The sequence below is a fragment of the Pseudomonas orientalis genome, from assembly GCF_001439815.1.
In the GTDB taxonomy this organism is placed as follows: Bacteria; Pseudomonadota; Gammaproteobacteria; order Pseudomonadales; family Pseudomonadaceae; genus Aquipseudomonas; species Aquipseudomonas orientalis.
This window is the reverse complement of record NZ_JYLM01000002.1, coordinates 147,855-173,241: the sequence shown is the minus strand read 5'-3', so window position 1 is coordinate 173,241 and position 25,387 is coordinate 147,855. Positions and strand designations below refer to the sequence as shown.

General features: G+C 62.0%; 12 protein-coding genes. 6 read left to right on the top strand and 6 right to left on the bottom strand.

The window, feature by feature from the left end; translation table 11 throughout:
* Nucleotides 1-102: 102 nt before the first annotated feature.
* Nucleotides 103-1,053: a GlxA family transcriptional regulator gene (locus TU82_RS05125; RefSeq protein WP_057722047.1), complete on the bottom strand. Its 951-nt coding sequence runs from the start codon at nucleotides 1,051-1,053 to the stop codon at nucleotides 103-105.
* Nucleotides 1,054-1,235: 182 nt separating this feature from the next.
* Here TU82_RS05125 and TU82_RS05120 point away from each other — a divergent pair, with 182 nt between their 5' ends.
* Nucleotides 1,236-1,958, top strand: a complete 723-nt coding sequence (locus TU82_RS05120; RefSeq protein WP_057722046.1) for a pirin family protein — start codon at nucleotides 1,236-1,238, stop codon at nucleotides 1,956-1,958.
* Nucleotides 1,959-2,079: 121 nt separating this feature from the next.
* Here TU82_RS05120 and TU82_RS28615 read toward each other — a convergent pair whose 3' ends face one another.
* The 3 genes from TU82_RS28615 to pvdP all read right to left on the bottom strand — a co-directional run bounded on the left by TU82_RS28615 (nucleotide 2,080) and on the right by pvdP (nucleotide 5,536).
* Nucleotides 2,080-2,406: a hypothetical protein gene (locus TU82_RS28615; protein WP_156421638.1), complete on the bottom strand. Its 327-nt coding sequence runs from the start codon at nucleotides 2,404-2,406 to the stop codon at nucleotides 2,080-2,082.
* A 64-nt stretch (nucleotides 2,407-2,470) separates the two neighbouring features.
* Nucleotides 2,471-3,823 (bottom strand): Fic family protein, encoded by a 1,353-nt coding sequence (locus TU82_RS05110; RefSeq protein WP_057722045.1) that lies wholly within the window; start codon nucleotides 3,821-3,823, stop codon nucleotides 2,471-2,473.
* A gap of 84 nt (nucleotides 3,824-3,907) precedes the next feature.
* Entirely contained in the window at nucleotides 3,908-5,536 is a 1,629-nt protein-coding gene (gene pvdP, locus TU82_RS05105; RefSeq protein ID WP_057722044.1) for a pyoverdine maturation tyrosinase PvdP, read from the bottom strand.
* Nucleotides 5,537-5,678: 142 nt separating this feature from the next.
* Here pvdP and pvdM point away from each other — a divergent pair, with 142 nt between their 5' ends.
* The 3 genes from pvdM to pvdO are packed head-to-tail and all read left to right on the top strand — an operon-like array spanning nucleotide 5,679 to nucleotide 9,206.
* Complete coding sequence (pvdM, locus tag TU82_RS05100) at nucleotides 5,679-7,040, top strand: pyoverdine-tailoring dipeptidase-like protein PvdM (protein ID WP_057722043.1); 1,362 nt, start codon at nucleotides 5,679-5,681, stop codon at nucleotides 7,038-7,040.
* Nucleotides 7,037-8,305 (top strand): pyoverdine-tailoring periplasmic protein PvdN, encoded by a 1,269-nt coding sequence (pvdN, locus tag TU82_RS05095; protein WP_057722042.1) that lies wholly within the window; start codon nucleotides 7,037-7,039, stop codon nucleotides 8,303-8,305. Before pvdM ends, pvdN begins: the two co-directional genes overlap by 4 nt.
* Nucleotides 8,306-8,333: 28 nt before the next feature.
* On the top strand, nucleotides 8,334-9,206 hold the full coding sequence (gene pvdO, locus TU82_RS05090; protein WP_057722041.1) for a dihydropyoverdine dehydrogenase: 873 nt from the start codon (nucleotides 8,334-8,336) through the stop codon (nucleotides 9,204-9,206).
* A gap of 328 nt (nucleotides 9,207-9,534) precedes the next feature.
* Here pvdO and TU82_RS05085 read toward each other — a convergent pair whose 3' ends face one another.
* Nucleotides 9,535-10,362: a formyl transferase gene (locus TU82_RS05085; protein WP_057722040.1), complete on the bottom strand. Its 828-nt coding sequence runs from the start codon at nucleotides 10,360-10,362 to the stop codon at nucleotides 9,535-9,537.
* 198 nt (nucleotides 10,363-10,560) lie between these two features.
* Between TU82_RS05085 and TU82_RS05080 the strand changes: the two genes are divergently transcribed.
* Both TU82_RS05080 and TU82_RS05075 read left to right on the top strand, forming a co-directional pair.
* Complete coding sequence (locus TU82_RS05080) at nucleotides 10,561-12,213, top strand: cyclic peptide export ABC transporter (RefSeq protein WP_057722039.1); 1,653 nt, start codon at nucleotides 10,561-10,563, stop codon at nucleotides 12,211-12,213.
* A gap of 152 nt (nucleotides 12,214-12,365) precedes the next feature.
* Nucleotides 12,366-14,753 (top strand): TonB-dependent siderophore receptor, encoded by a 2,388-nt coding sequence (locus TU82_RS05075; protein ID WP_057722038.1) that lies wholly within the window; start codon nucleotides 12,366-12,368, stop codon nucleotides 14,751-14,753.
* A 161-nt stretch (nucleotides 14,754-14,914) separates the two neighbouring features.
* Here TU82_RS05075 and TU82_RS05070 read toward each other — a convergent pair whose 3' ends face one another.
* On the bottom strand, nucleotides 14,915-25,384 hold the full coding sequence (locus TU82_RS05070) for an amino acid adenylation domain-containing protein (protein WP_057722037.1): 10,470 nt from the start codon (nucleotides 25,382-25,384) through the stop codon (nucleotides 14,915-14,917).
* Between the last annotated feature and the right edge of the window lie 3 nt (nucleotides 25,385-25,387).

The window sequence follows — 25,387 nt, the reverse complement described above, 5'->3', positions numbered from 1 at the left end:
TTTCCGTGGGCTCGGCGTTATCTTGCCAGCTGGCGGTGACAGGACAATGCTGGCACGGGGAGCGATACGGACAATCGGGTGCGTCAGACGGACATTGTGTCGTTAACTGAACTGTTGTCGGTATTGGGTAGGGTTCAGGCCGAGCTTTTCACTGAACAGAAAGCGCATGTGCCGCACGCTGCCGAAGCCTGCGTGGAACGCCACGGTCTTGAGCGGCAGGTCGGTGGTTTCCAGCAACTGCCGGGCACGGTCGATGCGTGCGCCTTGCAGGAATGCCATGGGCGTCATCTGCACTTCCTTGGCGAACAGTCGCGCAAAGTGACGCGCACTCATGCCGGCCAGTTCGGCCATCGACTCGATGGTAAAGGGTTGGTCGAGATGGGCCAGCACATGGTGCTGCACCCGGGTAATCGCGGTTTCCTGGGGCGCCACGGCGGCGGTCATCGGGCTGAACTGGGTCTGGCCACCCTGGCGTTTCATCACCACCAGCAACACCTTGGCCACGTCCACCGCCACTTGTTTGCCATGGTCCTGGGCGACAATCGACAGAGCCAGGTCGATACCGGCCGTGACGCCGCCCGAGGTGATCAGGCGCCGGTCCTGCAAGTAGATGCGATCGGTCTCGACGACGGCGTTGGGGAATGCCTTGATCAAGCGCTCGGTGTAATGCCAGTGGGTGGTCACGCGGTGCCCGTCGAGCAGGCCGGCGTGCCCGAGCACAAAGGCGCCGGTGCAGATCGAGCCGAAACGCCGCGCCCGTGGCGCCGCCGCCTTCAGCCAGGGCAGCAACGCGGGATGGCATTCGTTATAGGCCCCCGGACCGCCAGGCACCAGCAGCACGTCATAGGCGTCCTGGGCCTGCTCCAGCAGCAGATCGGTCTGCACCATGACGCCATTGGAGGCACGCAACGGCCCGGGCTCGGTGCCGATGGTCAGGATGCGGTAGTGGTCGGCCGGCGGCAGGTAGCGGTTGGCAATCGAAAACACTTCAAGCGGCCCGGCCATGTCGAGCAGCAGGAAGTCCGGAAACAGCGCCATGGCCACGGTTTTCATAAGCGGGAAACGTCCATCGGGAAGGGAATGCGGCGGGCATTATGGCATGTCTTTTACTGTCAACTCATACAGGACAGTTATTCAGATTTAATCTTCTTAATGAATTCACCGTTAACCATTAATCTTCTTCTCAACGCAAGCGCCCTGCATCTCGCAGCCCGCGCTCACTTGAGGACTGGACCATGCTGACCCTTCGCAAAGCTTCCGAACGCGGCGCCGCCAATCACGGTTGGTTGAAGTCGTTCCACACCTTTTCCTTCGCCAACTACTGGAACCCCAAGGAACAGGGTTTTTCCGACCTGCTGGTGATCAATGACGACCGCGTCGCCGCCGGCAAAGGCTTCGGCCAGCACCCGCATCGTGACATGGAGATTTTCTCCTACGTGCTCGAAGGCGCCCTGGAACACAAGGACACCCTGGGCACCGGTTCGGTGATCCGCCCCGGCGATGTGCAACTGATGAGCGCCGGCAGCGGCGTGGCCCACAGCGAGTTCAACCACAGTCAGCGCCTGGGCGTGCACTTTCTGCAAATCTGGATTGTGCCCAATGAAGCAGGGGCCGAGCCGCGCTATCAGCAGGAGCACTTCAGCGAGGCGCAAAAACGCGGACGCCTGCAGTTGATCATCTCGCCGGATGGCGCCGACGGTTCGTTGAATGTTCGCCAGGATGCGCGGGTGTATGCCGGGCTGTTCGATGGCGATGAACGCGCGCAACTGGACCTGGCGCCGGATCGCTATGCCTACATCCATGTGGCGCGCGGCAGCGTCGAGCTCAATGGCCAGCGCTTGCAGGAAGGCGACGGCGTGCGCGTACGGGACGAGCGCCAGATTCGCCTGAGCCAGGGCACTGACGCCGAGGTGCTGGTATTTGACCTGCGCCCCAATGAAGTGCCGCAGATGCCATGACGGTCGCAGTGATGGCCCCGTGAGCGGGACCATCGCTGGCGTCGATAGTCACCATCAGCGCAATGAAGTTCTCTTAAAAAATGCGACGCGTAACATCAAACCCATGCCAAACGGCACCCGACTAAAACACTTGGAGCACACCCTCATGAAACGCCAACTCTTGCTTAGCCTCGCTTTCTCGGTACTCGCTGCAAACGCTTTCGCCCACCCGGTAGTCGCTGAAGGCGGCGCGGATCGCATGATTGAAACCCGTGTTGCCGAAGGTGGCGCGGATCGTTTGCAGGAACGCGGTCTGGCTGAAGGTGGCGCTGACCGCTTGCAGGAACGTGGCCTGGCTGAGGGCGGTGCTGACCGTCTGCAGGAACGTGGCCTGGCTGAAGGCGGTGCGGATCGTCTGCAGGAACGTGGCCTGGCCGAGGGCGGCGCTGAACGCCTGCTGAGCAACCACGTATAACCCCTGCTGTTGAAGGGAACCCCAAACCGGCCTGATCAGCCGGTTTTTTCGTTTTCGATCAACCCGCATTTGTCAGCTTCTTCAAGTTGAGCTGCGCATCGTCGCGCGCGATGTACAGGTGGCTTTTTCCTTCCTGTACCTTGAATAGAAGTTTCATACCGACCAGTTTTTCAAGATCCTTGCGTGCCGTATTTTCGGAAATGTCATAGTCATGGGTGAGTTCCCTGGACGTATAGATGCGCCCAGGGTGTTGCAGCACTTTTTTCAGGAAGTGAGCCTGTCGGTAATTCAGTCCTTCCTTCAAATCAAGGGCATCCAGCCAGCTCATCAGCTCCACGGCTTCTCGCCTTTTGCCTTCGAAATACAGCATGAATTCGTTCATTGCGCGTTCGATGACCCGCAACTGATAAATGACGAAATAGGTTAAATCGAACCCGTCGGTTTCCGTATGGACATACGAACGCCCGTATTGCATAGGGGCTTCTTTAAGCAATGCGCTGATGGAAATGTACTCAAAGGGCCAATAACCACTTTTGAGCATGAACCAATAGAACAAAGCGCGCGCGGTCCGGCCGTTGCCGTCCCGGAAGGGGTGCTCATAACCCAGCATGAAATGAAGAATGATGGCTTTGACCAGCGGATGGATGAAGTGCCTGCCGCCTTGACCGTCATGCCGGTCATTGGCAAACCTGCAAAGTGCCTCAAGCCTGTCCGGTAACAGTACAGCCTGAGGGGGTTGATGAACGATTTCATTCCCCGCACCGCCGACAAAAATGTCATTGGTTTCCCTGATATGCCCAGGGCGAATATCGTCCTCCTCAATACCTGCTGTCGCGATGCCATGAAACTCACAGATCAGTGCGACAGACAGGTCTTCGCCCTGGTTGTACTTGGCATGCTTCATCAGTTGATAGTTATTGAGGATCATCCGCTCATCGTCATTCTGCGGCGGGCGCTCCTTGGCCAGCATGTCCTTGGCGATTTTGCGCGTGGTCGCGGCACCCTCCAGTTGGGCGCTGGAAATTGCCTCTTCCATCATCAAGGAGTCGACCAGGTACTGAGCGTTATCACGGTATTGAGGAGACGACGCTGCCGCCCCGCCTAAACGGGATGTCACCGACTCGACAGCGTGAATCACCGCATCGCTGAAATCCGTAGAGCACAAGAAAAAAGCATTGCCGCATTCGCTCTTAAGCTCAAGCGTCTTGCTCCCACACGCCCGGGACATCTTGATGGCCGCCCATGCCGCCTCCTTATTGACGCCCGGTGTCGGATAACGGCGAAATTCGTCCCAGTGCAAATATCGGCCTTTGTCATCCACCGCCTTGAAAACGCGTGCAAGCTCGAAAACCTGCAGGCCATGACGACCTAACAAAGCCGCGAAATCAGTGGGTTTTTGAATTTTCGCCACAACTGAAACTCAATTTTAAGAAATTGAGTCGATCGTTGCGCGCGAATGCCGCGATGTCAAGGATCACGCAGCTGACACACGCATTCAGGCCTCACGCTTGACCTTCAAGTGCCGCGCATACCAGGGCCGCTGCGGCACGCGCTTGAACAGGCCCTTGAGCCGCTCCTCATCGGCGCCGAAGGTGATGCGCAGGGCCAGTTTCATGATTTCCGGGTCCATTTCCATCGAGCGGCCCTGCTTCAGTCCCGGCGTGGTGCTGCAGCCGTGGGTATCCGGGCCGAGCCAGGGGTCGCCGACTTCAACCCAGCGCCCCGGCGCAAACCAGGCTACGCCGTTGACCTCAAGCCGGGTGACTTCGCCCGGATGGAAGCGCTCGTGGGCGCGAAACCAGTCTTCGATGCGGTCGTCAATCCAGCCGTGGAAGTGCCAGAACACTGGATTTACATGGGATGAAAACGGATCGCCGAGGAAGTCGTTCTCCGGCGCGTACCAGCGCGGCGCAAAGTCCGCAGGGTCGCGGGCAAACGGCACCGGGGCGCCGTTGGATGGGTCGCGTGGTACCGAGGCCCAGCGCATGTGCAGCCAGTCGTGCAGGCCCAGCTCCATCTCCGAGCCCAATTGGCCCAGGGTCAATTTGGCCAGGTAGCGTGGGTCGCGGTAGTGGGATTCCCACACCTGGAAATTGCTGTGATAGGTCTCGGCCGCCTTGATGTCGCTGACCCACTGGGTGTAATCGGCGTCGTCCGGCGCCGACCAGCACGGCGGCAGCGCAAAGCCGTCGTGGTTGTCGAAGTAGCGCACGAAGCCCAGGCGATCGCGCTCCAGCGCCGGCTGGGGCTCGGGGAAATGCGGCCATGACGGCAGGTCCTGCAGGGAGCGGGCGGTACCGAGCATATGGCGGTGCATGAAGAAAAAGTCGATGCCCGAGCCGTTACGGTCCTTGAGCTTGCCCCGTGCATCGCGTTCCCGGCCACGCGGCCCGGGTTGCCAGCCGATGCCGCGCAGGGCCTCGCGTTTTTCCTCGGACAGCTTGTGCCATTGGTCACGGGTGGCGTGCCACAGCTGATGAAACAGGCGATGTTCGGGGGCGATCAGCCAGGCCAGCAGGGTCGGGTTGAGGCCGATACGCTGGCGGGCTTCGGGGAACAGCTGTTTGTGGGCGATGAACCGGTTGTCGCGCTCGGTCAACGTCAGGGGCCGTTCAAGGTCGAGGATCTGCCCGCTGAGGGTGCCGCTGCCGGCATTGCCGAAGTCGGCCCAGACTTCATCGAGGGTCATCTTGAATTCGTAGGCCGGGATACCCGCCGACGAATCGCGGTCGATCAGCCGCCAGTACAGCAAGGCGCCCTCGCCCGTCAGCAGATCGCCCAATACGCGGTAACGCGGCTCGCCGTCGGCCCGCAGGTTCTCGGCAGTGTCCAGGTAACCACGCAAGCCACGGCCACGGGGGGCGATATCCAGCAGCAGCTCCAGGCCCTGGGACGGCAAGCCCCTGAGGCCGGCGTCGCGACCTTCCAGGCGCAGGCTCCACACACCGCGCAAGGCGTTCGCCAGGTGCTGGCCTTGGGTGTCGGCCAGGTCCACTGTGGCTTCGCCGGGGGTGACCGGAAATTCTTCTTCCCGCGTCAGCTCGCGATGGGCGTAAAAGGCCGCGGGCACCGCCGCGCCGGTCAGCGCCAGGCCTGCGATGAACCCACGTCGAGAGATCGTCATTGTCTACCTTAGGAAGCGGCTTAATCAGAGCTAGAACGTTTGCAGCCCGGGGAAATTTACCGCCAGGGCAGCGCCCGCTAAATTTCCCCGGTCATCGCTCGTTCTTCCCTGATAGCAAAGGCCTCAACTGACTGAGATGGCAATGACAAAACCACGTTCGAAAAAGGCGCTGTATATCGGCCTGCCGCTGGCACTGGCGGTCGCTGCCGGGGCTGGTTTTCTGGTCTGGGAGCATTGGTTCAAGGGCAACGCCGGCTACCCGCTGGAGGTGATCAAGCAGGCCAATGAAATGCAGGACCGCCTGTTGTCGTTCGACAGCCATATCACCGTGCCCATGGACCTCGGCACCGCCGGCAATGAAGCCGACAAGGATGGCGGCGGCCAGTTCGACCTGGCCAAAGCGGCGCGCGGGCGATTGTCCGGTGCGGCCCTGACCATTTTCGGCTGGCCGGAAATCTGGAACGGCCCCAACGCCCCGCACAAACCCACCGACGGTTTTGTCGAGGAAGCCCGCCATGAGCAGGAGGTGCGCTACAAGATCATCTCCGGCATGGTCCGCGATTTTCCCAACCAGGTGGGCATCGCCTACACGCCGGAGGACATGCGCCGCCTGCACGGCGAAGGCAAGTTCGCGATCTTCATCAGCATGCTCAACGCCTACCCGCTGGGCAACGACCTGAACCAGCTGGACCTGTGGGCGGCGCGCGGCATGCGCATGTTCGGCTTCAGCTACATCGGCAATAACGCCTGGTCGGACTCGTCGCGTCCGCTGCCGTTTTTCAATGACACCACCGACGCTCTCGAAGGCCTGTCGCCCATCGGCCAGCAAGCGGTGCAGCGCCTCAATGATCTGGGCGTGATCATCGACGTGTCGCAGATGTCGACCAAGGCCCTGGAACAGGTCGCGCAGTTGAGCCGTACGCCGATGGTGGCGTCCCACTCGGCACCGCAGGCGTCGGTGGACATCCCGCGCAACCTCAGCGACAAGGAATTGCAACTGATCAAGCGCAGCGGCGGCGTGGTGCAGGTGGTGGGCTTTCCCGCCTACCTGCGCCCCCTGAGCCAGCCGACCCAGGACAAGCTCAACGCCCTGCGCGCGCGCTTCGACCTGCCGCCGCTGCCGAACCTGGCGATGGCCTTGATGCCGGGCGATGCGATCATCGCCGCGTGGCCCGAACAGCGCTTCGGCCAGTACGCCAGCGAGCTGTACGCGATTCTCGAAGAAGAACCCAAGGCGACTCTCAAGGACTGGGGCGACGCCATCGACTACACCGTGCGCAAGATCGGCATCGACCACGTCGGCATCGCTTCGGACTTCAACGACGGCGGCGGTCTGCAGGGCTGGGAGAACGTCGGTGAGGTGCGCAACGTCACGGCCGAACTGATCCAGCGCGGTTACTCCGAAGCCGATATCGCCAAGCTGTGGGGAGGCAACTTCCTGCGAGTGTGGGACCAGGTCCGGAAAGCCGCCAAACCCTTGGCCCATCACGAAGTAAGTCCATGACCGACCGTCGTACATTCCTCAAACAGGCCGGTGTATTGGCCGCCAGTCTGCCGCTGGGCAACACGCTGATTCCCCAGGCCCTGGCCGCCGCCACGAACGACCCATGGACGGACTTCAAACAGCTGTTCAACCAGGACCCGGATTACCTGCATTTTTCCAACTTCCTGGTGGCGTCGCACCCCAGGCCGGTGCGCGAGGCCATTGAACGCTACCGCGCGCAGATCGACCGCAATCCCGGCCTGGCGATGGACTGGGACCTGCAGGAAACCTGGAAACGCGAAGGCCAGGTGCGTGAGTGGGCGGGTCGCTACCTGAACGCCACACCGCCACAGATCGCCCTGACCGGCAGCACCTCCGAGGGGCTGGCGATGATTTACGGCGGGATCAAGGTGCGCGCCGACCAGGAAATCCTCACCACCGAGCATGAGCATTACGCGACGCAGAACGTGCTGGATTTTCGCGTGCGCAGGGAAGGCACCCAGGTACGCCGCATCCGCCTGTTCGACAGCGCCAGCGGCGTGTCCGTCGATGAAGTACTGGGCAATATCCAGCGCAATATCCGCCCCAACACCCGCGTGCTGGGCATGACCTGGGTGCAGTCGGGCAGCGGTGTGAAATTGCCCATTGGCGACATCGGCCAACTGGTCGACGAACACAACCGCAACCGCGACGACAACGACCGCCTGCTCTACGTGGTCGACGGCGTGCACGGCTTCGGCGTGGAAAACCTCGACTTTCCCGCCATGCACTGCGACTTCTTCATCGCCGGCACCCACAAGTGGATGTTCGGCCCGCGCGGCACCGGCCTGGTGTGCGCTCGCAGCCCCGACAACACCTACGTCACGCCGATGGTGCCGACCTTCTCCGAAGACAAGGATTTCGCCACCACCATGACGCCCGGCGGCTACCACGCGTTCGAGCATCGCTGGGCCGCCGACGAAGCCTTCAAGTTGCATTTCCAGCTGGGCAAGGCGCCGGTACAGGCGCGCATCCATGCACTCAACACCGAGCTTAAAGAGCAACTGCTGGCGCATCCGCAGATAGAACTGGTCACGCCGCGCAGTCCTGAGCTATCGGCAGGCTTTACCTTTTTTCGGGTCAAAGGCCAGGACAGCGATGCGGTGGCAGCCTACATGATGAAAAACCGTGTGGTGATCGACGCGGTGGACCGCGATGTCGGCCCGGTGATCCGCACCTCCCCCAGCCTGCTCAACAGCTCGGATGACATCCAGCGCTTCATGGCGCTGCTGAGCCAACGGCTGTGATCCTTTTTTATTTGAACGAGACGCTCACATGACGCCATTTCGACTCAAACCCCTGACGGCCCTGGCGCTGACCGCACTGTGTGGTGCCCTGCTCCCTGGCCTGGCCCAGGCGGCGGCACCGCAACCGGGCAAAGTCTTCAAGGACTGCAAGGACTGCCCGGAAATGGTGGTATTGCCTGCCGGCACCTTCACCATGGGCACCCCGGAAGACGAAGTCGGCCGTGAGCCGGACGAAGGCCCGATGCATGCAGTGACCTTCGCCAAGCCCTTTGCCATGAGCCGCTTCCACATCACCGCCGGTGAATGGGACAGCTATGTACGCCAGGCCGGGGTGAAGATCGCCAATGGCGATGATCGCCCCGGCCGCGAGTGTATCGCCGGCAAACCGCGCTACCCCCAGGGCCCGCGCCAGCCGGCGGTGTGCATGGACATGGACGACATTAAACATTACGTGGCCTGGCTGTCGAAAAAGACCGGCCAGCAGTACCACATGGTCAGCGAAGCCCAACGCGAATACGCGGCCCGCGCCGGCACCAGCGGGCCGTTCCCCTTCCCGTTCGACGAAGGCAAGGGCTACAGCATCGCCAGGCACGCCAACACCTACGGCCCGGCGGACGGCTACAGCTATTCGTCACCGGTGGGCAGCTATCCGCCGAATGCGTTTGGCATGTACGACATGCACGGCAATGTGTATGAGCGGGTCGCCGATTGTGAACACCCGAACTACATCGGCGCGCCGACTGACGGCAGTGCCTGGATAGAACCGAACTGCGAGTCCTACCAGATTCGCGGCAATGACTGGGGCGAGGCACCGGTGTTTTCCCGCTCCGGCAACCGCAACAACATCTACCCGCAGACGCGTGGTGACTGGATCGGTTTCCGAGTAGTTCGCGATCTCTAAGCCATACACCAACCCAATGTGGGAGGGGGCTTGCTCCCGATGGCGGTGGGTCTGTCAATATCCATTTATCTGACCCACCGCTATCGGGGGCAAGCCCCCTCCCACATTTGGACTCCATGCATCAGGAGCAATGTATCTACCCGCAAACGCGGGGTGAGCTGGATAGGTCTTCGGGTAGTACGCGAGCTCCAAGCCATACACCAATCCAATGTGGGAGGGGGCTTGCCCCCGATGAGGGAGGGTCAGTGAATGCTTCTGCAACTGACCCACCGCCATCGGGGGCAAGCACCCTCCCAGATTGGAATTTCATACCACTCGAAGAGCGTATTCAGCCCTTCTGGGCCAACAATTCCAGGCCTTCATGCAACGCCGGGAACAGGCTGTTGTTGAAATTGTTCCAGCGCAGTTCGAGGATGGTGTCTTGCGGCGAGATCTCGGTCTTCAATACGTCGTGAAACACTTCGCCGGAATCAATGCCGTTGTCCACATAGTGGAACGACGCGCCAGTAAGGTACAGCGGCTCCGAAGGCGTGGTGGCCTTGGTCGCCCAGTCCACCACGGTCTGCCCACGTGCGCCATACAGCGCGTTCCAGGTGGCATAGGCACCACGGCGTTCGTACGGCGATTCGATCCGCGTGATACCCGGATGGATGTTCATGATGCGCCGCGCAAACGGCGCGCCTGGGCGCACCAAGTCATCGAGAATCACCAGCAAGCCGTCGAGCACCACGATGTCGGCTTTCAACTCCACCAGCACGTCATGCAGGCGACGTTCGAAATCCTGTTTGCCGGCGATATGCTCGGCGCTGCCCCGGGGCAGGCGACGATAGGTCGAGGGTACGCTCAGCAACAGGTCGTTGACCAACCTGCCCTGCACGCGCAGGTCGCCCGGGTACAGCCATTGGCGGCCAGGCTTGTAAGCGAAACCATAATCGGCGACCAGCGCCTGATCCCGTAGATTCTGCTCATCATCGTCGTACACCACCCCGACCAGGTTGTAGGCATCGCCCAGCGCGGTGTCGTTGAGCGAGCCCACCAGAAACTCCAGCACCGACTTCATGTAGCGCTCGTGGTCCTTGTAGGCCACCGGCTGCCCGGCCTTGTCGGCGGCGGCATTTCTCAGGGACCAGACATACACCAGGTTCTTTTTCGTCATTGTTTCGCTCTCGCAGAAGGAATACGTACGGCGTGAATACCCGTGCGCCTACACCACAAGAACGAACCAGCCCTCGCGCAATTTATCCAGCGCCGCCACCGCCCGGCACACCGAGCTAAATAGTCGCGCCGACACTTCGTTTGTCATGGGTAAGGGTCTGTGTGCCCAGCCCCTCTTTTCACTCTCCGGGATGTATTTATGACCGACCCCAAACGCGGCGCCTTCAAAGGTTTGCTCGCCCTGCTCCGGCCCTTTCGCACCATTGTGACGGTCTCCGTTGCCCTCGGCATGGTGGGCGGCCTGGCCATTACGTTGCTGCTGGCGACCATCAATAACGCGCTGCACTCGGCGGCCGGCATGACCCAGGGCGTGGTCCTGACCTTTGCCGCACTGTGCGTGGTGGCGCTGCTCAGTTCGATCATTTCCGACATCGGTACCAATTACGTCGGGCAACGGATCATCGCCGCCCTGCGCAAGGACCTCGGTGAGAAAGTCCTGTCGGCGCCCATCGGCCAGATCGAACGCTATCGCTCCCACCGCCTGATCCCGGTGCTGACCCACGACGTCGACACCATCAGCGACTTTTCCTTCGCGTTCACGCCGCTGGCCATCGCGGCCACAGTCACCCTCGGTTGCCTGGGCTACCTGGCCTACCTGTCGGTGCCGATGTTCCTGATGATGGTGGTGGCGATCATTATCGGCAGCGCCGTGCAGTTCATCGCCGGCGGTAAAGGTATCCAGGGCTTCGACCTGGCGCGCAGCCACGAAGATGAGTTGCAGCGTTACTACAACGCCATTGCGTCCGGCGCCAAGGAATTGCGCATGCACCGGCCTCGGCGGTTTCGCATGAACACCCACCGCATCCAGGAAACCGCCGACCGCATCAGCGACATCCAGGTGCGTTCGGTCAACATCTACATCCTCGCCAAGACGTTCGGCTCGATGCTGTTCTTCGTGGTCATCGGCCTGGCCCTGGCGATGCAGGCGTATAACCCCAACCCGGACCCGACGGTGATCACCGGCTTCGTACTGGTGCTGCTGTACATGAAAGGCCCGCTGGAACACCTGCTGGGTTACCTGCCCGTGGTCGGCAAGGCCAAGATCGCGTTCGGCCGCATCAGTGAACTGTCGGAGCGTTTTTCGTCCCCGGAACCGCACCTGTTGATGGACGACAGCGAAGCGCCGAAACCGGTGGTCAACAGCCTCGAACTGCGCGACGTAAGCTACAGCCCGCCGGCGGTCGAGGGCAGCGAGCCGTTCCACCTGGGGCCGATCAACCTGAGCATCCAGCAAGGCGACATCGTGTTCATCGTCGGCGAGAACGGCAGCGGCAAGACCACCCTGATCAAACTGCTGCTGGGTCTGTACCCGCCCCAGGCCGGCGAGATTCGCCTGAACGGCGAAGCGGTCACCGACCCTGAGCGCGACGACTATCGCCAGCTGTTCACCACGGTGTTTTCCGACTACTACCTGTTCGACGACCTGGTCCAGGGCAGCGCCGCCCAGTCCCTGGACAGCGCCACCAAGTACCTGGAACGCCTGGAAATCGCGCACAAGGTCAGCGTCAAGGACGGCGTATTCAGCACCACCGACCTCTCCACCGGTCAGCGCAAGCGCCTGGCACTGGTCAACGCCTGGCTGGAAGAACGCCCGGTGCTGGTGTTCGACGAATGGGCCGCCGACCAGGACCCGGCGTTCCGCCGGATTTTCTACACCGAGCTGTTGCCGGACCTCAAGCGCCTGGGCAAGACCATCATCGTGATCAGCCACGACGACCGTTATTTCGACATCGCCGACCAGTTGGTACGCCTGCGCGCCGGCCAGGTGGTGCACGAATTGGAACCGGCGTGAATTTATTTTCCGGTTTTTCCAGGTAGGAACGTCTCACTAGTGGTAATGAGAATTAACCTCAATAGATACGATAACTGCCCACTTAAAACCTAGAAGAGAAAGCATCCATGCCAGCACGACTCGGTCTCAGCCCCCTGAGCAAAGTGTTATCCATGCGCAGGGCCCTGAACATGAACCTTCTTCCGAGTGCCCTGGCACTGGCGGTGTCGCTGCCGATTGCAGGCTATGTTCAGGCCCAGGAGATCGAGTTGAACATTCCTGCACAGCCGCTGGGGAGCGCACTGCAGGAATTTGGCCGCCAGACCAATGTGCAAGTGTTGTACAGCCCTGGCGACGTGCAGGGTAAGAACAGCCGTGCGCTCAAGGGCAAGATGCAACCGCAGCAGGCCATCGATGCGTTGCTGGCAGGCAGCCAGACCACCTACAGCCTCAACGGCAATACCTTGACCGTGGCAGCCGCCAGCGTCGCCGGCGGGCTGGAACTGAGCCCGACCGAGGTTACCGGCAACATGCTGGGTAACGTTACCGAAAATACCGGCTCCTATACGCCAGGCTCCATCGCCACCGCAACGCGCCTGGTCCTGACGCCGAAGGAAACCCCACAATCGGTGACCGTCGTCACGCGTCAGCACATGGACGACTTCGGCCTGAACAATGTGGACGACGTGATGCGCCATACACCGGGCATCACCGTTTCCGCTTTCGACACCGAGCGCAGCAATTACTACGCCCGTGGCTTCTCCATCAATAATTTCCAATATGACGGAATCCCGTCCACCGCACGCAATGTGGCGTACTCCGCAGGGAATACCCTGAGCGACATGGCGATCTACGACCGGGTCGAAGTGCTCAAGGGCGCAACCGGCCTGCTGACCGGCGCCGGTTCGCTGGGTGCGACCATCAACCTTGTACGCAAGAAACCGACCGCCGAGTTCCAGGGCCATGCCACGCTGGGCGCTGGTTCCTGGGACAACTACCGCAGCGAACTGGATGTCAGCGGCCCACTGACCGAAACCGGCAATATCCGTGGCAGGGCGGTCGCCGCCTACCAGGACAAACACTCGTTCATGGACCGCTACGAGCGCAAAAGCCCGACGTACTACGGCATCATGGAGTTCGACCTGTCTCCCGACACCCTGCTGACAGTAGGCGGTGATTATCAAGACAGCCTGCCGAAAGGTTCGTCGTGGTCAGGCAGCTTCCCACTGATCGACGCCCAGGGTAATCGCAACACGGTCAAGCGCTCATTCAATAACGCCGCCGACTGGAGCAGCTGGGAGCAATACACCCGCACCGTCTTCGCCATGGTGGAGCACGACCTGGGTGATGGCTGGATCACCAAGCTGCAACTGGACCACAAGATCAACGGTTATCACGCGTTGATGGGTTCCATCCAGGGCGATACCCCGGCATTGGATGGTACGTCACAGCTCACCTCGGGCAAATACACCGGCGAAACCGTCAGCGATTCCGCCGACGCGTATGTCAGCGGCCCTTTCAGCCTAGGTGGCCGCGAGCATGAGCTGGTATTCGGTGGTTCCATCAGCTCCTCGGAATGGAATGGCAACGGATACTGGAACCTCGCCCCTAACGTGGTGGACTTCAACAACTGGCACGGCAACGCTCCTCAACCGGATTGGGGCAGGCCGCAATCGAAAATCGACGACACCGTTCGCCAGACCGGAATGTACATGACAACCCGTCTGAGCCTCACCGACGACCTCAAACTGCTGCTGGGTGGTCGGGTGGTCAACTATACGGTGACGGGCAACAACCCGAGCTATCGCGAGTCGGGGCGCTTCGTACCTTATGTCGGTGCGGTGTACGACCTGAACGACACCTACTCGGTTTACGCCAGTTACACCGATATCTTCATGCCTCAGGAAAGCTACAACCGCGACAGAGATAACAAGCTGCTTGAACCGGACGAAGGCCAGAACTGGGAGTTGGGTGTAAAGGCAGACTTCCTGGACGGTCGTGTAAACGCCAGCGCAGCCTACTTCGAGATCCACGAAGACAACCGTTCCGTTTCGGACGACGACTACAACAACCTCAAACCCACCCCCTCGAACTATGCGTTCAAAGGTACCCAGGCGGTGACCAAGGGTTATGAAGTGGAGATGTCCGGCGAACTGGCTCCGGGATGGCAACTCCAGGCCGGCTATACCCACAAGATCGTGCGCGACGACAAAGACGTGAAAATTTCCACCTTCGAACCCGAAGATCAGGTCAGCCTCTACACCACGTACAAACTCAAGGGCAACCTGGACAAGTTGACTGTCGGCGGTGGTGCTCGCTGGCAGAGCGTGGCCTGGCAGGATATCTACAACTCTCCCCGTGGCGGCTACGAAGAGTTCTCCCAAGAGTCGTACTGGCTGGTGGACGCGATGGCCCGTTACCAGTTCACTAAAAACGTGTCGACCACGCTGAACATCAACAACATTTTCGACAAGTCCTACTACACCAACATCGGCTTCTATAACTCTGCAGCTTACGGTGAACCCCGTAACTTCATGCTCAGCACGCGCTGGGACTTCTAAGGCGCCTCATCAGCCGCCCCGATGCGGCTGACGGTGGCACTCCAAACACCCCGGGGCACTTACTGCCCGTGGCGTTTCAGTGTGTACGGGCCACGCTACTTGATCGCACGAAAAAGCCCCCGGTCACTCAAGGTGACCGGGGGCTTTTTGTGCAGTGCGACTCAGGCCATCGCTGCGGCGAAGCTGCGAATGAACTGCGCGTTATCGATCAAGCGGTCGTGGCTGGTCTCGATCAGCACCGAACGCTCGACCTCTGAATGCCCGGCCACCTCCAGCATGCTTGCCTCGATCAATTGATGATGCACCCCGGTACGGCTCAAGGCTGCCCACCAGCAACTGATCGGTGCCTTGATCGCCTTGAAGTCGGCATCGCGCAGGCGCTCACCCAAAATGCGATCGACCTCCCAGGAAATCTGCGCTTCCTGGCCATTGAGCAATTCCTCCTTAAGCTCAAGGAAGCGCTCGCCCAGGGTCTGCTCGGCCCAGCGGCTGAACTCGGCCCACCGTTCGCCATCCTCAGCCTCTGCACATTGCAGCGCCGACCACTGGGCGTGAATCTGCTCGGAGAAATCCGGGAACATCACCCCCAGCAGCTCCACACGTCGCTCATTGGCAGAAATGTCCCGCTCATCGACCATCACCGCGGTATCCCAGAACGCCTTGAGCCACTGGGGCGGTGACGCATCGATCCAGCCGACGCACTCGACCCGCCGGCCCGCTTGCTCCAGGCCATAGGCAACTTCCATCGCCAGATTGCCGCCCAGGGACCAGCCAGCCAGACGGAACGGCCCCTCGGGTTGCGCCTTCAACAACTGCGCGGTGTAGTCTTCGACCATTTCAGCCCAGGCAGGAACCTCGCTACCCTTTTCGGCCAGTGCGCGACACACGACCCCCATCACCGGCCGCTGCTCGCGCAACGCCAAGGCAATTGCCTTGTAGCAATGCACCGAGCCATAGCTGGGATGAAAGAGATACAACGGAGTCCCTCGGGTTTGACTATTGAGCCTCACTATCAACGACGTGTCGGCACGGCCCTCCAGGCACATCGCCTGTGCGGCCACGGTCGGATTGAGCATCAACTGGCTCACCGACAAATCCACACCGACGACCTTGCGGATGCGCTCCTTAAGCATCAGCACCAACAACGAATGCCCTCCCGACTCGAAGAAATTGTCTTCGACGCCCACCTGTTCAAGCTCCAGCACCTCGCTCCAGACGGTCACGAGCGTCTGCTCCAGTGGGCTGCGTGCTGCAACGAATTGCCGCTCATACACGCTGGCGTCCGGCGCGGGCAAGGCCTTGCGGTCCAGCTTGCCATTGGGGCTCAGCGGCATATGGTCCAGCAGCACCCACTGCGCAGGGACCATGTATTCCGGCATATGCGCCAGCAGGTGAATGTTCAAGGCATCACGCCACGCTTGCGTCGAATCCTGCAGCACCAGGTAGCCAACGAGGTATCGCCCTTCGTGCACTTGCACCGAGGCTTCGCGCACCAGCGGATGCTCCAGCAACCGTGCCTCGATCTCCCCCAGTTCTATGCGTAAACCGCGTAGCTTGACTTGATAGTCCAGCCGACCGATGTATTCGATCACGCCATCCGTACGCTGGCGCACCCGATCCCCGGTGCGATACAACCGCGAGCCCGGCTGGAACGGGCATGGCACGAAGCGCTCTGCGGTAAGGCTGGGGCGCCGATGGTAACTGCGTGCCAGCCCGGCCCCACCCAGGTACAACTCGCCGGCAACACCGGGCGCGACTGGCTGCAACTGCGCATCCAGCACATGCGTGCGCAGGTTGGCAATCGGTCGACCAATCGGCACGCTGTCGCGATGCTCGTCGACGCAGGTCCAGTGAGTCACATCAATGGCAGCCTCAGTCGGTCCATACAGATTGAACAAGCCCGCGTTTGGCAGCTTGGCGAACACCTGCTGCTGCGCGTCCACCGGCAGGGCTTCGCCGCTGCAAATGATGCGTCGCAGACCCTGGCAACTGGCCGCCTTCGAATCCTGGAGGAACGCTTGCAGCATTGAGGGCACGAAATGCAGAGTGGTCACTTGCTGGCGATTGATCAACTCGACCAATCGTGAGGGGTCCCGATGATCCCCAGGTGCCGCCACTACCAGCCGAGCCCCCGTCATCAAGGGCCAGAAGAACTCCCATACCGATACGTCGAAACTGAACGGGGTTTTCTGCAGCACCGTATCTTCGGCGTCGAGTGCATAAGCCTGTTGCATCCAGAGCAATCGGTTGGTCAACGCGCAGTGGCGGTTGCCTGCCCCCTTCGGCTGCCCGGTGGAGCCGGAGGTGTAAATGACGTACGCCAGGTTTTCCGCATCCACCGCAACATCAGGATTGGTATTGGCATATCCGCTCAGCCAGAGATCACCAGGCTCCACCACCAGGCAGTGCGAGGGATCACTGACAGGCAGTGCCTGCAACAGGTGCGCCTGGGTCAGCAGCAGTTGTGCCTGGCTGTCTTGCAGCATGTAGGCCAGGCGTTCGCGTGGATAGTCCGGATCCAGCGGCACATAGGCGCCACCCGCCTTGAGCACAGCCAGCAGCGCGACGACCATCTCAATCGAGCGCTCCATCGCCACGCCCACCAGCACGTCCGGCGCGACACCGGCCTGGATCAGGCGGTGCGCCAGGCGATTGGCTCGGGCATTGAGCTGCGTATAACTGAGCGCCTGCGCGGCAAACATCACTGCCTGGGCATCCGGCGTGCGCCTGGCTTGAGCTTCGAACATCTGCTGCACGGTGTGTTGCAACGGATAGGCCTGCGCCGTGTCGTTCCACTGTTCGACCATTAGCTGCTGTTCCAGGGGATCCAACAGCGGTAACTGAGCGACCCGTTGATGCGGGTCACCCAACATGGCCTGCAACAGGTTCTGCCAATGACGCGCCATGCGTCTGGCCGTAACGACGTCGAACAGGTCGGTAGCATAGGTCAACGTCGCCGATAGCCCATCGACGGTTTCCTGAGTATCCAGACTCAGATCGAACTGCGCGGTCTGCGTGCCCCAATCCAACCCTTCAACCTTCAGGTCGGGCAGTTGCTGGCCGCGGCTGGCCAGACGGGCTTCGCTCTGATGATTGAACATCACCTGGAACAACGGGTTATGGCTCAAGCTACGCTCGGGTTGCAGGGCTTCGACCAACTGCTCGAACGGCAAGTCCTGATGGCTTTGGGCGTCGAGCGCCCGGTGCTTGGCCTGCTGCAACAATTGGGTGACCGTCAGTTGAGGATCTATATCGCCCTTGAGCACCTGGGTATTGACGAAAAACCCCACCAGGCGTTCGGTCTCGACCCGGCTACGATTGGCGATTGGCACACCAACGCGAATATCCTGCTGCCCGGTATAACGGTGGAGCAGCGTCTGGAACGAGGCCAGCAGCACAGTGAACAGCGTGACGTTTTCACGCTGTGCCAGCCCCTTGAGCCCTGCCACCAGCGCCGGATCAAGGAGGATCCCCAGACCTGCGCCACGGAAGCTCTGTACCGACGGCCGTGGCCGATCAAGCGGTAGCTCCAGCACGGGCTGCTCATCGCCCAGCAACGTCTGCCAGTAGCGCAGTTGACGAATGCGCTCGCCCCCTGCCATCCAGTCACGCTGCCACTGGGCATAATCGGCGTATTGAATCGACAATGCCGGCAGTTGCAAATCCTGGCCTTGGCTATAAGCGGCGTATAACTGCACCAGCTCATCCACCATGACCTGCATCGACCAGCCATCGGAGACGATGTGGTGCTGCACCAGCACTAATACATGATCGCCTTCGGCGACCCGCAACAAGGTTACGCGTAGCAGCGGACCTTGCTGCAGATCGAAGGGGCGCGCGATTTCAGCCTCGACCAGACGCTGCAAATCGCTTTCGTTGGCCGGTGCATGGACGATGTCCACAGCACCTGCTTCGCGGATCACTTGAAAGGCGCGCCCTGCTTCCTGGTACACCTGAGTACGCAGGCTTTCATGGCGGGCAACCAGACGCTCGAAGGCGCGTTGCAGGGCGCTTGGGTCCAGCCAGCCGCGTAGTCGCAACGTGCTGGGCAGGTGGTAGGCCGCACTGCGCGGATCCAATTGCCAGAGAAACCACTGCCGCTCCTGGGCATAAGACAGCGCCAATGGCTGCTCACGGCTGACCGGCAGGATGGGCGGTGCGCTTGCCACAGACGCCTGCAGGTCGCCCAGCATCTCGACAAAACCCTGCAGCCGCGGTTGTTCAAACAATGTCCTCAGGGGAACTTCCCGATCCAATAGCTGACGCAAGCGGGACACCACTTGCATCGCCAACAATGAGTGACCGCCTGACTCAAAGAAATGATCGGCCAGGCCTACCCGCTCCACGCCCAGGATCTCGGCCCAGATGCTGGCTACTTGCCGCTCCAGCTCACTCTGCGGCGCGACATACACCTGCTGCATCAGGCTCACATCCGGCAACGGCAGGCCCTTGCGGTCGAGCTTGCCGTTGGGAGTCAGCGGCATGCGTTCGAGAAACATCAGGTGCGTGGGCACCATGTAGTCCGGCAATCGGGTTTTCAGGGCGCGGCGCAGAGCTTCGCGACCGTTGGCCTGGGCGACGGCATCGTCCAGCAGGGCCGGATCCAGCGGCACCACATAGGCCACCAACTGTTTGCCGGTCGGACCTTCCTGGGCCACTACCACGGTTTCGCCAACGCTGTCCTGTTCGCGCAGACGCGCTTCGATTTCGCCCAGCTCGATACGGAAACCACGGATCTTGACCTGATGGTCGACGCGACCCAGGTAGTCCACCACGCCATCCGCACGCCCACGGGTCAGGTCGCCACTGCGATACACGCGGCTGCCGGGCTTGCCGAACGGGTCCGGCACGAAACGTTCGGCGGTCAACGCCGGACGTTCCAGGTACCCCCGGGCCACGCCCTCGCCGCCCAGGTACAACTCACCGGCCACGCCGATGGGTTGCAGGTTGAGCTGCGCGTCCAGCACGTAGCCGCTGCGGTTGCCGAGCAAGGTGCCGATGGGTGCGTAAACGGCACCGCAAGGGTCGCCCTTGCGCGCCTTCCACAACAGCGGCGTGACCACGGTTTCGGTGGGGCCGTAGCCGTTGAACAGGTAGGTCGGCTTCAGCGCGCGCCAGGCCAGGTCGTAGCTGGCCTGGGCCACGGCATCACCGCCGAAGCAGTACACCCGCACCGCCGGGGGGTTGCCGTCGCGCTCGGCGTGTTCGGCCAGTTGTTGCAGGTACACCGGCGGGAACACGGCCATGGTCACGTTGTGCCGATGCATCTGCGCATAGGTGTATTCCGGCAGCCACAGGCTGTCATCGCGGATCAGCACACTGGCGCCGTTGATCAACGGGTGCATCCAGCCTTCGTGGGAACCGTCGAAGGCGAAGGACATGAAGTGCAGCTCGCAATCGGCCGGGCGGGTTTCATAGCGTTCGCCGGTGGCGATGATGTGCGCCACCAACGGCCCATGGGAAACCGCCACACCCTTGGGCATGCCGGTGGAACCGGAGGTGTAGATCACGTAGGCAAGGTTGTCGGCGTCCAGCGCGACGTTCGGCGCCGTGTAGTCGTCATCGGACCAGGCCTGCACCTGATCCACCGCCAGGGCTTGCAGGCCCTCGGGAATCGGCAGGCGCTGTTGCACCGTCGAGTGGGTCAGCAGCAACCGCGAACGGCTGTCTTGCATCATGTACAACAGGCGATCACGCGGGTATTCGATATCCAGCGGCACGTACACACCACCGGCCTTCATCACGGCGAGGAACGCCACCATGATCTCGGCACTGCGCGGCATGGCGATGGCCACGCGCACTTCCGGGCCGATACCACGGGCGATCAGCGCGTGGGCCAGGCGGTTGGCCTGGCGATCCAGCTCGCCGTACGTGAGTTGCTCGTCGGCGAACTTCACCGCCACCGCATCCGGGGTTTCCCGCGCACGGTCGGCGACCAATTCATGCACCAGGCGCCGGGCCGAGAAGCCGGAGGCGCTGCGGTCCCACAGTTGCAGGATCTGTTGCTGCTCGTCCGGGTCCAGCAGGTTCAACTGGCCGAGCGGCTGCCGAGGGTTGGCGACCATGCCCTGCAGCAGGTTCTGCCAGTGACGCGCCATGCGTTGCACGGTGCCGGCTTCGAACAGGTCCTGGGCATAACCGAGGGTGGCCCAGATGCCTTCGGTGGATTCCTGGATATCCAGGTCCAGGTCGAAATGCGCGGTCTTGCTTTGCCATTCCAGCCCTTCGACCAGAAGCTGCGGCAGTTGCTGCTGGACCTGGGCCTGGCCGACGTCGGTCTGGTGGTTGAACATCACCTGGAACAACGGGTTGTGGCTCAGGCTGCGTTCCGGTTGCAGGGCTTCCACCAACTGTTCGAACGGCAAGTCCTGATGGGCCTGGGCTTGCAGCGCGCGTTGTCGGGTCTGTTGCACTAACTCTTCGACGCTCATCTGGCCGTGCAAGTCTGCCTTGAGTACCTGGGTGTTGACGAAAAAGCCGATCAGCCGCTCGGTTTCGCTGCGGTTGCGGTTGGCGATGGGCACGCCGACGCGGATTTCTTCCTGGCCGCTGTAGCGATGCAGCAGGGTCTGGAACGACGCCAGCAGCAACATGAACAGGGTCACGCCCTGTTGCCGGGCCAAAGCCTTGAGCTGTTGGCTCAGCTCGGGGTCCAGCTCGAAGGCCAGGCGTGCGCCGCGATGGCTTTGCACGGCCGGGCGCGGGTGGTCGAACGGCAACTCCAGCACACTTTGCTCGCCGCCGAGCATGTCGCGCCAGTACGTCAGTTGACGGTCCTTCTCGCCCGCCTCCATCCAATGGCGCTGCCACACGGCATAGTCGGCGTATTGGATCGGCAATGTCGGCAGGTCAGGTGTCTGGCCCTGGCTGAACGCGGCATACAGCTGCACCAGCTCTTCGACCATCACCTGCATCGACCAGCCATCGGAGACGATGTGGTGCTGCACCAGCACCAGCACATGCTCGTCGAAGGCCAGGCGCAGCAGCGACACGCGCAGCAACGGGCCGCGTTCCAGGTCGAACGGCCGCGCGATCCGTGCCTCGACCTGGGCCTGGAGTTCGGCTTCGTCGACATCGGCCTGAGCGATCTGCAACGACGCCGACGGCGCGATCACTTGAACCGCACGCTCATGCTCCTGGCGCAGGCAAGTGCGCAGGCTTTCATGCCGGGCCAGCAACGTATCGAAACTGCGCTGCAACGCGTCCAGGTCCAGTTGCCCTTTCAGGCGCAACGCACTGGGGATGTGGTACGCGGCGCTATGCGGCTCCAATTGCCAGAGAAACCACTGGCGCTCCTGGGCATAGGACAACGGCAAGGCCTGCTCGCGCCCCACCGGCAGCAACGGCGGTGCGCTCGGCGCCAGGCTGTGCTGGGCCTGCAATGCCGCGACAAATGCGTCCAGCCGTGGGTGCTCGAACAAGGCCTTGAGCGGCACCTCGCGCTGCAGCGTCTGGCGAATGCGCGACACCACTTGCATCGCCAGCAGCGAATGCCCCCCCAGTTCGAAGAAGTGCTGGTTCAAACCGACGTTTTCGGTGCCGAGAATATCGGCCCAGATCGCGGCGATCTGCTGTTGCAACGCGGTGACCGGCGCCTGCCAGTCCTGGTGTGCCGCGCTGGCGTCAGGCTTGGGCAGTGCCTGACGGTCCAGCTTGCCGTTGGGGTTGAGCGGCATGCGCTCAAGGAAGATCAGGTGCGCCGGCACCATGTAGTCCGGCAGCTGTTCGCGCAGGGTGTTCATCAACCGTTCGGCTTCACTCGACGGTTGCGCGGGCACCAGGTAGGCCAGCAGTTGGTTGTCGACCGCCAGCACCAGCGCTTCACGCACGCCGTCCTGGGCCAGCAGCACGCTTTCGATCTCGCCCAGTTCGATGCGAAAACCACGGATCTTCACTTGATGGTCGACCCGTCCGACATACTCCACCACCCCATCGGCGCGATAACGCGCCAGGTCGCCGCTGCGATAAAGCCGCTCGCCGCACGCACTGAACGGGTTGGCGACAAAGCGCTCGGCAGTCAGGCCCGGGCGCCGCAGATAAGCGCTGGCCAGGCCGCTGGCGCTGGCAATGTAGAGTTCGCCCACGGCGCCGGCGGGCAGCAGGTTCAGGTCGCGATCCAGCACATACAAGCCACGCCCGGGCAACGCGCGGCCGATGGGGCTGGCGCTGACGCCGCTGATCACGTCCGGGTCGGTGCAGTCCAGCACACTGGAAACCACGGTGGCCTCGGTCGGTCCGTAGGTATTGAGCAGCCGCACATGGCCCAGGCCCGCGCGTTGCCACAACAACGGGCCGTCGAGGGGCATGGCTTCGCCGCCGATATGCATCTGGCGCAAGGCGCCGTAAGACCGCGCGCCCGCCGCCAGGCAATCCTGCAAGAACAGCTTCCAATAGGCCGTCGGCAAGTCAGCCAGAGTGATACCCTGCTCGATGATCTGCCGATACAGTTCGGCGCCGTCCCACAGTTGCGGGCCACGCAATACCACCGTGGCGCCGAGGGTCAGCGCCGGGTACAACTGCTCGACGAAACCGTCGAAATTCAGGGTGGCGAACTGCAGTACCCGGTCTTGCGCGACCAACTGCGAATAATCGGCTGCAATGCCGGCGAACTCACTCAACGCGCCGTGGCTGATGGCAACGCCCTTGGGTTTGCCGGTGGAGCCCGAGGTGTAGATCACGTAGGCCAGGCTGTTGGGTTCGAAAACAGCGGGTGGATTATGTTCATCACACAGCGCCAACTGCGCCTGGGCGACGTCGATTTCAACGGCCACCACGTGCGCCGGCAATGGCAGGTGATCACGCAGGTGCGACTGGGTCAGCACCAGGCGCACAGCGCTGTCCTCGAGCATGTGCACCAGACGCTCGCGAGGATACTCAGGGTCCAGCGGCACATAGGCCGCGCCGGTCTTGAGCACCGCCAGCAAGCTGACCACCATGGCAAAGGAGCGCTCCACGGCGATCCCGACCAAGGCCTGCGGGCCGATGCCTCGGGCGATGAGGTAATGCGCCAGGCGGTTGGCCTGACGGTTCAGTTCACCGTAGCTGAGAGCCTGCCCGTCCAGTGCCAGGGCCTGGCGTGCGGGCTGCGCGGCGGCCTGGGCTTCGAACAGCAGGTGCACGCCTTGCAATTCACGAACGCAGGCCGGCGTGTTCCAGTCCTGGAGCATGCGCTGCTGCTCGGCGGCATCCAGCAGCGAAAGCTCCGCCAGACGGCTGTGCGGGGCGCTGACGACCGTCTGCAGCAACTGCTGCCAGTGCTGCGCCAGGCGTTCGATGGTCGCCGCGTCGAACAAATCGGTGGCGTAGTTCAACGCCGCCCAAAGCCCTTCGGCCGATTCGTGGGTATCCAGGCTCAGGTCGAAATGCGTAGTGGCATTGTCCCAGTCCAGCTCCACCACGCGCAGGCCCGGCAGTTGCTGGCCGCCGCGCCCGCCCTGGGCGTCGGTCTGGTGGTTGAACATCACCTGGAACAATGGGTTGTGGCTCAGGCTGCGCTCAGGCGAAAGCGCCACCACCAGTTGCTCGAACGGCAGGTCCTGGTGGGCCTGGGCTTCCAGGGCGCGTCGCTTGGTCTGTTGCAGCAACTCGACAAAGCTCATCTGCCCGTCCAGGTCCGCCTTGAGCACCTGGGTGTTGACGAAAAACCCGATCAGCCCTTCGGTTTCGACGCGGTTGCGGTTGGCAATCGGCACGCCGATGCGAATATCCGACTGCCCGCTGTAGCGGTACAGCAAGGCCTGGAAGGACGCGAGCAGCAGCATGAATGGGGTGACGCCTTCCTGCTGCGCCAGGCGCTTGAAGCCGGCGACCAGTTCGGGTTGCAGGTGCACCTGCAAGCTCGCGCCGCGATGACTTTGCTGCGCCGGGCGCGGACGGTCCAGCGGCAGTTCCAGCACCGGCTGTTCACCGCCCAGCAATGCCTGCCAATAAGCCAGCTGCCGCGCCCGCTCCCCCGCTTCCATCCAGCCGCGCTGCCACAGGGCGTAGTCGGCGTACTGGATCGGCAGCGGCGGCAGTTGCAGGTCCTGGCCCTGGCTGTACGCCGCATACAGTTGCACCAGCTCCTGGACCATCACCTGCATCGACCAACCATCGGAGACGATATGGTGCTGCACCATCACCAGTACATGCTCATCTTCAGCCAGTTGCAGCAAGGTCACGCGCAGCAGCGGCGCCTGGTGCAGATCGAACGGCCGTGCCACCTCCTGCGCCACGCGCGCCATCAACTGCGCCTCGTCGATCTGCGCCTGCTGAATCTCGACCCGTGCCTGGGGCAGCACGGCCTGCCACACCTGCTCGCCCTCCTCGACCAGTTGCGTACGCAGGCTCTCGTGACGGGCCAGCAGGCTGTCGAAGCTGCGCTGCAATGCCGCCAGGTCCAACTGCCCGTGCAAACGCAAGGCGCCGGGGATGTGGTAAGTCGCGCTGCCGGGGTCCAGTTGCCAGAGAAACCACTGGCGCTCCTGGGCGTAGGACAGCGGCAGGTGTTGACCGTCCTCACGGATGCAAGCAATCGGCAGTTGAGCGAAACTCATGCCCCGGCCTTGCAGGCGCTGATAAAACTGCTGGCGCTGTTCCAGAGGCAAGCGAAGAAAGCGCGACACCAGGTCGATGTTAGGGTTGGAAAGCATGGT